This is a genomic window from Pseudoalteromonas sp. XMcav1-K, assembly GCF_044005875.1.
Classification (GTDB): Bacteria; Pseudomonadota; Gammaproteobacteria; order Enterobacterales; family Alteromonadaceae; genus Pseudoalteromonas; species Pseudoalteromonas spongiae.
In genome coordinates, this window is sequence record NZ_JBIPJE010000045.1 from 108,235 (window position 1) to 122,888 (window position 14,654).

The 14,654-nt window shown below is 38.8% G+C and carries 12 protein-coding genes; 10 read left to right on the forward strand and 2 right to left on the reverse strand.

Annotated features, from left to right (window positions below):
• Positions 1-9 precede the first annotated feature (9 nt).
• Genes ACHSBP_RS13410 through ACHSBP_RS13420 form a run of 3 tightly spaced genes read left to right on the forward strand, consistent with a single transcriptional unit; the run spans position 10 to position 1,553 of the window.
• Positions 10-438 (forward strand): YcfL family protein, encoded by a 429-nt coding sequence (locus ACHSBP_RS13410; RefSeq protein ID WP_105172898.1) that lies wholly within the window; start codon positions 10-12, stop codon positions 436-438.
• A 37-nt stretch (positions 439-475) separates the two neighbouring features.
• Positions 476-1,075 (forward strand): penicillin-binding protein activator LpoB, encoded by a 600-nt coding sequence (lpoB, locus tag ACHSBP_RS13415; protein ID WP_395389136.1) that lies wholly within the window; start codon positions 476-478, stop codon positions 1,073-1,075.
• 10 nt (positions 1,076-1,085) lie between these two features.
• Positions 1,086-1,553, forward strand: coding sequence for a glycine zipper 2TM domain-containing protein (locus ACHSBP_RS13420; RefSeq protein ID WP_395389416.1), 468 nt, complete (start codon positions 1,086-1,088; stop codon positions 1,551-1,553).
• A gap of 279 nt (positions 1,554-1,832) precedes the next feature.
• Here the strand turns inward: ACHSBP_RS13420 and ACHSBP_RS13425 are convergent, their stop codons facing one another.
• Positions 1,833-2,882 carry a S1C family serine protease gene (locus tag ACHSBP_RS13425; RefSeq protein ID WP_395389137.1) on the reverse strand — a complete coding sequence of 350 codons (1,050 nt, stop codon included), beginning with the start codon at positions 2,880-2,882 and terminating at the stop codon, positions 1,833-1,835.
• 184 nt (positions 2,883-3,066) lie between these two features.
• Positions 3,067-4,857: a M61 family metallopeptidase gene (locus ACHSBP_RS13430; RefSeq protein ID WP_395389138.1), complete on the reverse strand. Its 1,791-nt coding sequence runs from the start codon at positions 4,855-4,857 to the stop codon at positions 3,067-3,069.
• 399 nt (positions 4,858-5,256) lie between these two features.
• Between ACHSBP_RS13430 and ACHSBP_RS13435 the strand changes: the two genes are divergently transcribed.
• The 7 genes from ACHSBP_RS13435 to ACHSBP_RS13465 all read left to right on the forward strand — a co-directional run bounded on the left by ACHSBP_RS13435 (position 5,257) and on the right by ACHSBP_RS13465 (position 14,532).
• Positions 5,257-6,792 carry a diguanylate cyclase gene (locus ACHSBP_RS13435; protein ID WP_395389139.1) on the forward strand — a complete coding sequence of 512 codons (1,536 nt, stop codon included), beginning with the start codon at positions 5,257-5,259 and terminating at the stop codon, positions 6,790-6,792.
• A gap of 93 nt (positions 6,793-6,885) precedes the next feature.
• The gene (gene ppnN, locus ACHSBP_RS13440) at positions 6,886-8,238 is read left to right on the forward strand and encodes a nucleotide 5'-monophosphate nucleosidase PpnN (protein ID WP_395389140.1); all 1,353 of its coding nucleotides are present in this window, start codon (positions 6,886-6,888) and stop codon (positions 8,236-8,238) included.
• Between the two features lie 107 nt (positions 8,239-8,345).
• Positions 8,346-9,134 (forward strand): flap endonuclease Xni, encoded by a 789-nt coding sequence (gene xni, locus ACHSBP_RS13445; RefSeq protein WP_010559154.1) that lies wholly within the window; start codon positions 8,346-8,348, stop codon positions 9,132-9,134.
• Between the two features lies 1 nt (position 9,135).
• Positions 9,136-9,519: a DUF3192 domain-containing protein gene (locus tag ACHSBP_RS13450; RefSeq protein ID WP_010559153.1), complete on the forward strand. Its 384-nt coding sequence runs from the start codon at positions 9,136-9,138 to the stop codon at positions 9,517-9,519.
• A 22-nt stretch (positions 9,520-9,541) separates the two neighbouring features.
• Positions 9,542-11,173, forward strand: coding sequence for a hypothetical protein (locus ACHSBP_RS13455; protein WP_395389141.1), 1,632 nt, complete (start codon positions 9,542-9,544; stop codon positions 11,171-11,173).
• Between the two features lie 191 nt (positions 11,174-11,364).
• The gene (locus ACHSBP_RS13460; protein ID WP_010559151.1) at positions 11,365-12,372 is read left to right on the forward strand and encodes an isocitrate dehydrogenase; all 1,008 of its coding nucleotides are present in this window, start codon (positions 11,365-11,367) and stop codon (positions 12,370-12,372) included.
• Between the two features lie 105 nt (positions 12,373-12,477).
• Positions 12,478-14,532 (forward strand): prolyl oligopeptidase family serine peptidase, encoded by a 2,055-nt coding sequence (locus ACHSBP_RS13465; protein WP_395389142.1) that lies wholly within the window; start codon positions 12,478-12,480, stop codon positions 14,530-14,532.
• Positions 14,533-14,654 lie beyond the last annotated feature (122 nt).

The window sequence follows — 14,654 nt, forward strand, 5'->3', positions numbered from 1 at the left end:
GTGATGAATATGAAAAACATAATTGGCATTTTAATTTTCTTTGCGTTGTTACAAGGTTGTGCCGGCAAGCCCGTCACATCAGGAACAGGAACCGAACAGATTACAGCAAACGATAATTGGCAGGCGCATTTAAAAGTTGATAATCCGACACTTGCAAAACGATTAGTCATTTCAAATGTACTCACGCGTACAACCAATGGCTTGCTTGACGTAAATTTAGAATTAACCAGCAGCTATAAAAAAACGCAAAACCTGCAATACCATTTTAATTGGTTTGATAAAGACGGCTTTGTAATTGAGCAAGGTAAAGAGCCGTGGAAGTCATTGCCACTTCACGGTCATCAAGTTGTAAATTTAGGTGCAATTGCACCAACAAAAGACGTTGTGAAATTTCGTTTGTATGTACGCGAAATTAACGAAACAATTTATCGTTTTTAGTACATAACCTCTGTGCGAAAAATATTAAGGAATTACTATGAAAAACAGTTTACTTACATTAAGCCTATTAACAACGTTAGCGATTAGTGGGTGTGCAAACCGAGAAGTGGTGACATACGGCGATTCAACAGAAGTTGAAACCGTCGACATTGGTTTTGGTTCAACGGACTTGCAAAAAGTCGCCGCAGAAATGACGGATTCGCTATTAGTTTCTGCTGCGATGAAAGAGTTTAGTCAAAATGGCAGGCCTATCTTTTTCGTTGAACGTATCAAGAACAAAACCAGCGAACACATAGATACAGAATCAATTACAGACTCTATCTCGACTAAACTATTACGCTCAGGGAGCGTGCGCTTTGTTGATATGGCACGTGTTGAAGCAGCCCGTGAACAATTAACGTTTCAGCAAGATGGTGGCATGGTAGATCAAAGTAAGGCGATTGCTTTTGGACAGCATGTTGGCGCTGAATATATGTTATATGGCAACCTTTCAAGCATTGTAAAGTTTAACAAAGACAAGCAAGATGTTTATTACAAATTCACCATGCGTTTAATGGACCTTAAAACTGGCTTAGTTGAATGGGCGGATGAAACAGAGATCCGTAAAAATCGTGAGAAAAAACGTGTAGGTTGGTAATGCTATGAATATGCGCATTTTTGTCATAATTTCGGCACTCGTTTTAGCTATAGTGAGTTTTCAAACCTTTGGTTATGAGCGTAATAAAGCGGTTCCCGTAGAAAAAGTGGTTTATGGCAAAGTAGAGACTGTTCGCCATATTACTGATACTGAATTGATGCGCGATAAATCAGCGGGTTGGAAACATTTTGGTGGAGCACTTATCGGCGGCGTTATTGGTAACCAATTTGGTGATGGCAGTGGTCAAGTTGCTGCAACCATACTTGGCTCACTCATTGGCGCGTCGATTGCTAAAAAAAATGTTCCGGATTACCGACAGCGCACTGTAAAGTTGATTGAAATGATGATTTTAACTGAAGATAAACAACGCGTTATGGTAATACAAGATTACGACAGCCACATGCAATTTAGCAAAGGGTCAACGGTGAGAATCGTTTATCTACAGTCAAATACTGTGCGTGTTGATATCGCTTACTGAATAAATTGAAAATATAAGATTGGAATTGCGGCGATCGCTAGTACAAGAATAAAGTACAATATGATGTCTTTATGAACAGATCCTTTGCCTTGTGATTTTGCCATTATTAAACTCCTTTTAATGTGACGTTATCATAATTATAAACTACCTGAAAAGAAAGGGTTAAATATTCTTTTTTATTTGTAGCGCATTAGATATCAGCTTGTTAATTAAAGTAATAATTAGCACCTTTACATAAACGAAGGTGCTAATTTTATTTTTTACTTTGAGCTTAATGTTTTACTTAAGTTTAATTTTCAAATTTGGTAACGCTGCTTCAAGTTCTATTTCTTGACCTAAGCGCAACACTTTAAACGTTACTTTATCGCCACCTTTGAGTGAACGCATGTAATTTAGAATATTAAGATAATTTTGCTCTTCACCCGTTAATATATGCGGACCAATCGATAGAACAACATCACCGCCTAAGATAATCGGGTTGTTATCAACAATTGCTGGTACTATTCCGCCTTTAAGCCCGAGTTTTTCCGCAAAACTTTGCGTTGTTACTTTTTCAACTAATAACCCTGCTCGTTGCGGAATGTTTAACGCTGCGGCCATTACCGGTGTTAAAAATGTGTATTCAAAACCAAACCACACCATAGGTTGCGCGATTAAAATATCTTTAACCATTGCAGTGCTTGCAGCAAAACCAAGACCTTCGTTACCGCCAGAACGAGATTGGATATAGCTGACAACACCAATTAATTCACCATTTTCTATAAATAACGGGCCACCGGAATTACCTTGGTTTATTGCAGCGTCTGTTTGAATAAACTCAATTTTATTAAATCCAGGGCGCTGATAAATGCGTTTACCACTGAAGTGCCCTACTGTTAATGTGTGTTCTAACCCATAAGGCGTGCCAATAACAAACACCTCATTACCAATTTCAGCTTTATTTGAATCACCCAGTTCTACAAACGGAAAATCAGTTTCGTTGCTGATCAATTTAATTAATGCAATATCCGCAGCTTCAAAACTAGCCAATACTTTTGCTTTGTAAGTACCGCGTTCTTTTACCGTAACCGTAAGTTCATCTGCACTATTTACTACGTGCGCCGCGGTTAATATTAAACCTTGTTGATTTATCAGCGTGCCTGAGCCCAAGCTGCTCGCTGTTTTGGTCACTAACTTGTCGTCTTCAGCTCTTACTTCTTGGCTGTCTGAATAAATAATAACGACAGATTTATCGAGCTTTTTATAAAGGCTACTATAATCCTTTGAAAAAGCAGAAACACTAACAAGTACCATCAATAAAAGCGCTGGCTTAAGTATATTTTTAAACACGACTATTCCTTAGGGTGTAGTTGAGACGTATTATTTTTGAGTGTAATGTTGTCAAAGTAAACAACAATTTTTCAATGCGTTATTGACTAAGCTCGTTTAGTGGAAATGAATAATAACAGGAATGGTTTATTAAAGATTAATGTGGCGCGCTCAACGCTGGTTGAGCGCGCCATTTTATCGTAACTTATAAGCTCTTAGGGTAATCGACCCCTAACCACGCTTTAAACAATGCTTTTTGTTTGCGAGACGGTTTTTTAACTAAACTAATAACCTTAGGGCTACTCGCTTTTTCACTCAGTAATAATTTAGTTGAATGTAAGGTGTCACGTCTAAAATAACTGATATCAATTGATTGACCTGGCTTAAAGCGTTTTAGATATTTATCAAATGGTTCGCTAATTCGCTGACCGTTAATCGCAACAATAATATCGCTAGTAGTTAATCCAGCTTTCCATGCGCTTCCTTCACGTTTAACTTTATTTATAAATACTTGGCCATCTTTATAATCACCATTTAAATCAGCACTTGCAGCAAAGCTTACGCTTTTTGGATAATCAAACTTAAGGCCAACTGTGTTTAGCATGTCATCAAAATTAAGCATTGCGGGACTATCAATATTTTGTTGCCACCACGCAGTGTAATCGTTGCCCGATACCGCTTTTAAAATCGCTTTAACATCGCCGCTAGTGAATCCTTTTGGCAAGGCAAAATCTTTGTAAAGCGTGCGATGTACATCGCGATAACTGACTTTACCATTACTATCTGAAATAAGTTTTACATCTAGCGCCCACGATAACAACGCACCTTCACTGTAAATATTGGTCGAAAAGTTAGTATCATGGTCGCCACCTTGATTTATCCATTTATCAAAGCTGGTTTCAGATGCCGATTGGATTTCACGACCAGGGCGTGCAAGATGTTTATTAATGTTTTTAGACAACCCCTTAAAGTATTCTTTCAACGTAATAATATCGCCGCGAATTAGCAATAAGTCATCAAAATAGCTGGTTGAGCCTTCCGCTACCCAGAGTAAATCTGTGTAATTATGGTCTGTATAGTTGTAAGGCGTTAAGCCTTGTGGGCGATACCCTTTTACATTCCAAGTGTGAACAAATTCGTGAGAAGCGGTGGTAATAAATCCTATGTAATCATCTCTTTCACGAAAAGAATCACGCTGACGTTGGATAATCGTTGAGTTAAGATGTTCTGTCGCACCTCTTGCACCACTGGTCGCATGTACCATAAAAACGTAACGTTTATATGGGTAGGCGTGCCAAATATCTGAACCTGTTTTAACTAACTTTTTAAGGTCAGTAATCATTTTATCAGTGTCGTAGTTACCTTCACCCCATACAACAAGCTCATAGTCGCGACCATCTACTTGCCATTTGAATAGCTTGTTAATACCGGTTTCAATGGGTGAATCAACAAGAATATCGTAATTATCGGCGACGAATTGATGTGCGTGCTCACCATTTTCCATACCAGATACACTGCGCCAATCAGATGGTACGTTTAAGTCCACAGTCACCTTTTGGTCACGATAGGCTTCTGAAAACATAAAAAAGCCTGATGCATCGATAAATGCATGGCTATCATCGATATGGCGTGAACGCATGCCTAACTCGTTTGCGTAAACTTGATAGCTGATTTTTACTTTTTGATTAGGTGTGGTGCTAATCTGCCAAGAGTTAGAATCAATTTTTTGCCAATTTAACGCTTTCCCGCTTTCGTCTTGTGCGCTGAATAAACGAATGCCGTTCGCCATATCCAGTAATTCATAACGGCCAGTACGCCACGAAGGTAATTTTACGATTAATTGTTCTGAACCACTCGGAAACTCGGCGCTGACATTACCTAAATGATGTTCACCTTGTGCAATCGTTAGTTGATAATCAACCTTGGCAAATACCGGACTTGTATAAAATAATGACGCCGTAACAAACGGAAGAAAAGCAGGAATAAAACGTTTCATAATACCATTAAGCAAAGTAGAAAATTACGTAACCCTAGCAATTTTAACTTTTTAATACCAGCATCTGAGGTAGTCGCCTACTGTTTATATTCTATATGTAACGTTATGAATAATTGAGTAACCATGATGTAACAAAATGATTATAGCCGTTTAGTGTGATTATCATTAAATTAACAACAATCAACTTGCAACAAAATCGCTATACCTTAGAAGATTCAAAACCTTAATCCAAATCATCACAACAATAGCTAAGCTAACTATTTAAATTTTATGTATTTAATCGAATAAGAACAAATTCTTAAAAAGCAACTATGCTTTAGTATAAGCATATTTTGACTCGAAATTGACAGCGCATTGAGATAAACTTCAACTGCTCAAAAGAAATAGGTAAAAATTACGGTGTCTCAGCAAGTTAGTATTCTACGCACAAAGTTAGACTCAGCAATCAAAGGGCGTAAACAACTCGAACATGCTTATAAAGTACAAGTTGACTATTTAACTCAATTCATCGCCAAACTATCGTTAGTTTGCAAAGGTTTAGACCTTGAATTAGATAATCGCTTAGCAAAGTATCGCAGTACGATTCAAAAAGGTGTTGATTACGAACAGTTAGTACCGTTGCTTGAAGAGATCTCGAAACTATTTAAAGAGCAAGCCACTCGCGCAGAAACCAATCTAAAGGCGTTACACCAAAGCGTCGACTCCGCTGGCAGAAAGCTTCAGCGCCAAAAAGGATTGCCTGATGATTTGCGTCGCAATCTTCGCATTTTACTGACAAGTGATTTAGAAAATGTAAAAGCAACTACCGAGTTTATTCCCGTTTTAACGCGTCTTGTAGAAATTTACCATGCGGTATTAGAGAAAAAGCACAAGGCAGACAGCAGTGACGCCATTGCTGAATCAGCAGAGCTTGCGCAAGAGTTACAAAATTTACTCAGTGAATTAGCTTTTGAAGGCGAAAGTGGTAAACGCATTGATTCAATAAAACAAAAAGTGTCACAGGAATTCAGCTTACCTGTACTACTCGACTGTTGCGTTGAAATTATTCGAATTATTGTTGAAACAATTTCACAAGAACGTGCGTCTGCACAAAAGTTCTTATTTGCAATCAATGAAACCCTAAGTTTATTGCAAGCGAGTTTAATGGAGTCAGTAAAACGCTCTAGCCAAATAAACTCGCAAATGGAAGATCTAAACGCGCAAATTCAGCACAAAATGCGCACTATTAGCCAAGACGTAGATGAAGCGCAAAATATTACAACGCTAAAGCAGCTTATTTCTGAGAAAATGGAATCGTTAACGGTTGATCTCGCTAATAAAGAAAAGCTAGAACAACAAGAACGCGAAGAGCTGGTCACTACGTTAAAAGAAATGGGGGAGCGTGTTAACAAACTCGAGAAAGAAACAGAGCAATATCAAGAGCGTCTAGCCGAGCAACGTTTCAAGAGTTTACAAGATAGCCTAACTCAACTGCCAAATCGCGCCGCATTTGATGAGCGCTTTGCCCTTGAATACAACACCTTTAAACGTGACCACCACGATCTCTGTATTGTTGTTGCAGACATCGACCACTTCAAATCAATTAATGATAATTACGGTCATAGTGCTGGCGATAAAACCCTGCAAGTAGTGGCTAAAGCGCTCAAAAAAGCCATTCGTGTTACCGACTTTATCGCTCGCTTTGGTGGTGAAGAATTTGTACTTATTATGCCCCATAGCAAGTTAGAGCAAATTTCGGTACCACTCGAAAAACTAAGGCGTTCCGTTAAGGCAATTCCATTTAAATTTAAACAAAAAGCAGTAACCATTACTATCTCGTTTGGTGCAACACAGTTAAAGGAAGGCGATTCAATGCAAGAAGCCTTCGACCGTGCAGACGAAGCCTTATACCAAGCGAAGAACTCAGGACGCGATCGTATTGTTCTAAAAAATTAGCTTGCTTAGTGATGATAAAAAACTATATTTAAATTAAGTGCTTATTATAATTTGCATAATTTAAATATAGTTTAGACGTACAAGGAGTCGCCTATGCAAGTACAGATCAATCCAACAGGCGCGTTAGATTTACTTTCACAATTAGAAGTTGAAGCGCTTAAACGCTCATCAACCAGCGAGCTTTATCGCTTATTCCGTAATTGTTCGCTCGCAGTTCTTAATGTCGGTAGTCATACCGATTCTAGTGTTGAAATTTACGATAAATACCAAAATTTTGATATTAACTTACTGTGTCGTGAGCGCGGCATCAAAGTAGAACTTATTAATCCTCCTCAGCATGCATTTGTCGACGGTAAAATTATTACCGGTATTAACGAACATTTACTCGCAGTTATTCGCGACATCGTGTTTATTAAAGACAAATATCAAGATGGTAAAATAAACCTTACGAGTTCATCACACATTACCCATGTTGTATTCGATATGTTGCGTAATGCTCGGGTATTAAAGCCAAGCGAAGATCCCAACATGATCGTGTGTTGGGGCGGTCATTCTATTAAAGAAGTTGAATACAAGTACACCAAAGAAGTGGGTTATCAACTAGGCTTACGTAATTTAAATATATGCACTGGTTGTGGACCAGGTGCAATGAAAGGCCCAATGAAAGGCGCCACAATTGGACATGCTAAACAACGTTTTACGCAAAACCGTTACTTAGGGTTAACTGAGCCAAGTATTATTGCGGCCGAACCCCCTAATCCAATTGTTAATCAGCTGGTAATTTTACCTGATATCGAAAAGCGCTTAGAGGCATTTATTCGAACTGCGCACGGTATAATTATTTTTCCGGGCGGTGCAGGTACAGCCGAAGAATTACTTTATTTATTGGGTATTTTGCTTCACCCAGATAATGCAAAACAAGCACTGCCGGTGGTGTTAACAGGTCCTGAATCGTCGCGTGCTTATTTTGATGAGTTAGTTAACTTTGTAAAAGAGACCCTTGGCGACGAAGCGCTTTCTAAATTTAAAGTGATCATTGATGACCCTGAAGCGGTTGGTAAGTATTTTAGTCAAAATATGGCAAACGTTAGAGAGTACCGTAAAGAACGAGGCGATGCCTACCACTATAATTGGTCTTTGAAAATTGAACCTGAATTTCAATTACCGTTCGAGCCGACTCACACAAATATGGCGAACCTCAACTTAGGTTTAAACCAACCCAAAGAGCAACTCGCCGCTAATTTAAGGCGTGCGTTTTCTGGCATTGTTGCCGGTAACGTAAAAGATGAAGGCATTAAAGCAATTAAGCGCCATGGTGTGTTTGCACTTTCGGGCGACAAAGAATTAATGACTAAAATGGATAAGCTGCTCGCTGCATTTGTAGCTCAAGGAAGAATGAAACTACCTGGTGCGGTTTATACCCCCTGCTATCGTATAGAAACTTAATATTCTGGACAAAAACAGGTAAAATGGCGCTTCATTAGCGCCTTTTTTATGTTCATAATTTAGTTCATTTACAATGCGTATTAGTTTTTCTTAACGTTAAGGTATTCATGGCAACTCATTTACTACTCATTGATGCGCTTAATTTAATAAGGCGAATTTATGCTGTTGATAGTCAACAAGCAGGAAATGATGCAAATTTGGCTACCAAAAACACCTATTTTAGGGTCGTTAATGCGGCGCGAAAACTGTTAAAAAATACGAACGCTACACATGCTATTGCCGTTTTTGATGGTGATACGAGCTGGCGCTATCACTATTATTCAGATTACAAACAATCACGAAAACCAATGCCTAATGAGTTGGCTGACGCACTGCCTAAACTTTACCAAGCATTTTCAGAACTTGGCATAACGGTTTATGTTCCTGAGCACGATGAAGCAGATGACGTAATCGCAACACTGGCAAGTAAAGCGTCTACCAATAAAGTAACGTCAACAATAGTCTCTACCGACAAAGGTTTTTTACCTTTACTTGGCGACTACATTCATGTGTATGACTACTTTAAAAGCGAATATATTTCGATTCAGTCTGTAATTGAAAAATTTTCGTTAGCCCCCTCACAACTCACAGATTTTTGGGCGCTCAACGGCGATAAAACGAATGATATTCCGGGGGTAAGTGGAATTGGCAAGCAAGGCGCAGTCAATTTATTAACGCAATTCCCGTCAGTTGAAGACGCCCTTTTAGCGACTGACTATCCAGATGAGTTAAAACGTGTTTTCAACAAGTTAAACGACAATCATGATGCCTATATTCGTGCTAAGCTATTGGTAAGTTTACGCCAAGATATTCATCTTGGTTTCAGTTTGAAGGCACTACGTTTACCGAGTTCTTAGTATGAATAATAAAATTCTGAAATACATTGTCTTAGGGTTAGGGATTTATGCGATTGCCGCGGGCCTTATTATTAACTTTTACAAAGACGACCCACAAGGCATGTATTGGCAAGACAGAGAATCTTTCAATAAACGGTATCTTAGTAAATTAAAGGCCGACTCTCCTGTATTTTTAGACCAAGTATTCAACAATTTAGGTTCGCCTGACTTAACGTTTGCAAAGCGCAAAGGTGACGACGTATTTCAAATTATCTACTACCGCACGCAGCATGAACATTCTGATGGTATTACTACCAAAGATGAATGCACGGGGATGTTTTTCAAAAATGAACAACTCGTTGCGTGGGGTCCTGGCGCAGAAATTGCGTATGATAGAGTTAATTAACGAAGAATAAGTGAACATTTGAGTGGATTTAGCCCAGCAATTAATGGAGAGCGTGGATAGTTTAGACAAACTATTTAACGTTTATAATGACAAAACCCAATGGCGTTCAGCCTACCCATTACTTGTTGATGCCGCGACACGCATTGAAGAAACATTTCACGCTAATCAACACGTCTCGATAGCAACCCTTTCTGTTTATAACGCAAAGTACAGTTACGCAACTAATTTGATTAGTCGCCAATGTATTTTAATTTGTATTTTTGCAAAGATAAGCGGTTTAAATCGAATCGCGTGCGTAAAACTACTGCAAAGTGCGATATCACATTGTGTATCCATATCTAACGAGCTTAATTGTGTTGCTGCAAAAACATTGTTAAATGCAAAACAACATGAGCGCTACAAAAACCGTTATCGCTACACCTATCAGTTTGTTAAACCACATTTAAGCAAATTGCCGTTATTGCAAACGGATCTTGTCGCTAAAATAAAACAGCAACCACACTATTCTATCGACAACCGAATTGTGCGTTTAAGTTACGTACTGGCTAAAGCGATTACCTGTGTTGATGATATGCCAGCGCGCACCTTACGTGACGTGATACACACTGTTTATTTAAAGACAACACGTACTGAAGATAAGTCACTTTTAACTGAACTTGGTCAACTATTTAATGCTCCATTACCCGGAGAGACGGTTCGAAACGAAGGACTCGAATTACGTGTATTGGGACAAGTATCAAACAATAAATTACTGTGTTACCACACCGATAGTAAGTCATTTAAAGAAGTAAAAACCAGTGCACGCGTAGTTAAGCATCGCGTTGCCGCGACGAATCAAATTGAGCCGCTTATTGGTTTGTGGCATAAATTGCCGGAGCTAGTGAAGTTCGTCAACGCACCCCATATTAATGAATACTTTACTACTCATGATTTACACGTAATTCGAAAAGCGGCACATTTTAGTATTGGAAAATTACTTGGCGAGCTTGAAAAAAATCCAAATGCCAACACGTTAGTACTTAATTTAGCACAGCGATTTTCACACAATCCCATATCAGATATTAGGCACGCCATTGCACTGGTAGGCATTGAACAACTACCTGACTTATTAGAAAATCAGCAGTTATTGCAACGTTTACGTAGTTTAGGAAAGCTCAATTGGCATTACGTTGAAAATCGTGTTTCGTTGTTGATTTCGTTTATTGAAAGCTACAAAATAATCGACCCGCATTTTCCATGTCAAAAAGTCATCAATTACGCATTAAAGTACATCGCATTTACGTTTAAACTGTTTCCGCACGGCATAGTTTTGCCGATAAACACCACTACGCCTAAACACAGCATTACAGATATCAATTCGTTAGTTAATTTTTATGCGTTACATAACCAAGAATTACCTGATCAGGTAAAAGCAAATCCGTTTTTTGAAATTAGCCAAAGCGGGTATCAATTAACAGAGGGTACACAGGTACACAGTGCATGTTTTGTTCACTTAGTACTTTGTAATTTAGTTTACTTAGGTCAAACGTTAGAACAACAGCCGGCGTACATAAAGCAGCAGATGATTTATGCTCAACAACAACTTCAAATAGAAAATTTAGATAATTATTTAACCAAGTTATTAGACTTTAGTCCTGTTAACAGGGTTTTATAATTACAAATACCGTCATTTTTAAGCCTTTTGTGGATTAATCTGCTAAAAATTGCTATAAATAGCCGTTGAATAATAATATGAGCAAGCATTAATAACTAACCAGTTGGCATCACGATGCTATGCTTGTTCGTGACAATCTCACGTATACAGTTACCCAACCGGGTAGCTCGATTCAGTTAAAGGAAAATTTAATGTCTAAGCAAACCATTACGGTTATTAAAGGCGATGGTATTGGTCCAAGCATCATTGATTCAGCGCTTGAGATCCTAAATGCAGTTGGTTGCGATTATGAGTATGAATTTGTTGATGCGGGTCTTGCTGCACTTGAAAAAACAGGTGAGCTTTTACCACAAGCAACCCTTGATGCAATCGAACGCAACAAAATCACTTTAAAAGGCCCGCTAACGACACCAGTAGGTGAAGGCTTTACATCAATTAACGTTACATTACGTAAAAAGTTTAACTTGTACGCTAACGTTCGCCCAGTTAAGTCATTTGAAGGTACTAAAGCGCGTTACGACGATATTGATATCATCACAATCCGTGAAAATACTCAGGGCATGTACTCTGGTCTTGGCCAAGTTGTATCAGAAGATGGTACTGAAGCAGAGGCAATGTCAAAGATCACACGTGAAGGCGCTGAGAAAATTGTTACTTTTGCTTACGAACTTGCAAAGCGTGAAGGTCGTAAAAAAGTAACTGCTGTACACAAAGCAAACATTCTGAAATCGACATCGGGCCTTTTCTTGAAAGTAGCGCGTGAGGTTGCTGAGCGTTATCCTGAAATTGAATCTGCTGAAATGATTGTAGATGCGACATGTATGAAGTTAGTAATGAACCCAGAAGAATTCGACGTAATGGTTACAACTAACCTATTCGGTGACATTCTTTCGGATCTATGTGCTGGCCTCGTTGGTGGTTTAGGTATGGCACCAGGTGCAAATATTGGTAAAGATGCTGCTATTTTTGAAGCGGTACACGGTAGTGCACCAGATATCGCTGGTAAAAACCTTGCAAACCCAACATCTGTGATTCTTGCGTCTATTCAAATGTTAGAGTATTTAGGTGAAGCAGAAAAAGCTGAGCGTATTCGTAAAGCCATTGCTCACGTAATTAAAACAGGCGACCGTACTACACGCGACTTAGGTGGTAGCCACGGAACGACTGACTTTACCCAAGCAGTTATCGAAGCATTATAATTTTTAAAAAGGTGACGTAAGTCACCTTTTTTTATCGCATTTTCTTGCCTTTTACTTTCGTCATTTTAGACTACTACCCGCTGACAATCAGTAAACGAGGACACAATGAAACTAATCAAATCAGCATTAGCTGTCGCGCTAGGTTTATCTACAAGCGCTGCCTTTGCTAATGACACACTTACACTAGAAGATTTAACAAAAATCCAATCAGTTGGTCAAACTGCAATTAGCCCAGATGGCGATGCAGTTGCATTTACCCGCTCTGTGCCACGTGAAATTTATGTAGAAAAAGATGGTTTTAACTACAGCGAACTTTATCTTACTGATGCTAAAGGTAATGAGCGCCCTTTCATTACTGGTAAAGTAAATATCTCAAGTCTTGAGTATTCTGCTGACGGCAAGTTTGTTTACTTCTTAGCTAAGTTTAAAGAAGACAAATTTAAAACCCTTTATCGCATTCCGGTAAATGGTGGTCAATGGCAAAAAGTAATTGCCTTAAAAGGCACGTCTATTTCGTCTTATGATCTAAGCCCAGACAACCAACACGTTGCGATTATAGCAAAGCCTGCTAAACCGAAAACAGACAAAGAATTAGCAAAATTAGGCTTTAAGGCAGAAACTTATGAACTTGGATTAACAACTGCAGAGTTAATGGTTGTTGATTTAACTGTAAACGAAAAGCCAATCGCACTTGAAGGGCTAGGAATTGATCAATACGTAAGCGATGTTAACTGGTCAAGTGATGCTAAAAAACTACTAGTTAAAACACAGCCTTCAGCACTTATCGACGATAAGTACATGAAATCAACATGGCATATCTTTGATCTTTCGAGCAAAAAAGTAGTTACTTCATTTGCAACTGAAGGCAAATTAGGCGCAGCTGAATTTTCACCAAATGGTAAATATGTCGCAATCCTTGGTGCACAAGACAAGCACGACCCAGCAACAGGCCGCTTATATTTGGCAGATGCAGAATCAGGTAAAATTGAAAACTGGTTACCTAATTTTGAAGGCCACATCAGCGATTTCGAATGGGCAAATAAGTCAAATACCCTGCATTTCGTAGCGCAAATTGATACAGAAAGCTTTATCGCAACAATTAAGCCAGGCTCAAGTAAATACAAAACCAAGCTTAAACGCGGTAAATTAATTGCTGGCCGTTTATCTATTTCAGATTCAGATAAGACAGTTGCGTTTGCGGGTCACTCACGTAAACACCCGACTGAAGCGTTTATGCTACGTGGTAAAAAAGATATTCGAGTATCAGATTCAAACGCGTGGTTAAACGATAAGCGTCTAGCTAAACAAGAAACTATCTCGTTCAAAGCCGAAGATGGAACACGTTTAGATGGCGTACTTGTTTATCCATTAGACTATCAAGAAGGTACTCGTTATCCGCTAATTATGTCGGTTCACGGTGGCCCTGAAAGTCACGACAAAGATGGATGGGTAACTAACTACTCTCGTCCTGGTCAAGTAGCGGCTGCACGTGGTTACGCAGTTCTGTACCCTAACTACCGTGGTTCAACAGGTAAAGGCGTTGACTACTCTAAACTTGGTCAAAATGACTATGCAGGAGAAGAGTTCAACGATCTTGTTCGTTTTAAGCAACACCTTGTTGATAAAGGCTTAGTTGATACTAAACGCGTTGGTATTACAGGTGGTTCATACGGTGGTTATGCGTCAGCATGGGCTGCTACAAAACTCACTGAACATTTTGCAACATCGGTAATGTTTGTTGGTGTAACTAACCAATTATCAAAATTTGGTACTACTGACATTTCAAACGAAATGCATCTAGTACACGCGCGTTCTTACCCTTGGGACAAATGGCAATGGTATTTAGAGCGTTCACCTATTTATTGGGCTGGTCAATCTAAAACACCATTATTGATCATGCACGGTAAAGACGATCCTCGTGTTCACCCTGCACAATCAATGGAACTTTACCGTTATATGAAAGTACAAGGTAAAGACGTACGCTTAATTTACTACCCAGGCGAAGGTCACGGTAACAAGCGTATGGCTGCTAAATATGATTACAGCCTACGTTTAATGCGTTGGATGGATAACTACTTGTTAAATGGTAAAACTGAAATGCCAGAGTACAAGATTGACCACGCAGCAAATTTAAAAGCGAAAAAAGAAGAAAATAAATAATTAGCTTCTTATTTAAATAAAGGCCCTATTTGGGCCTTTTTTTATGTACAAAATTCCGAAATAAATTAAAGTACTAATTCAGTAATAATAAATTATTGTATACACTTTCAAAAGATTGCATT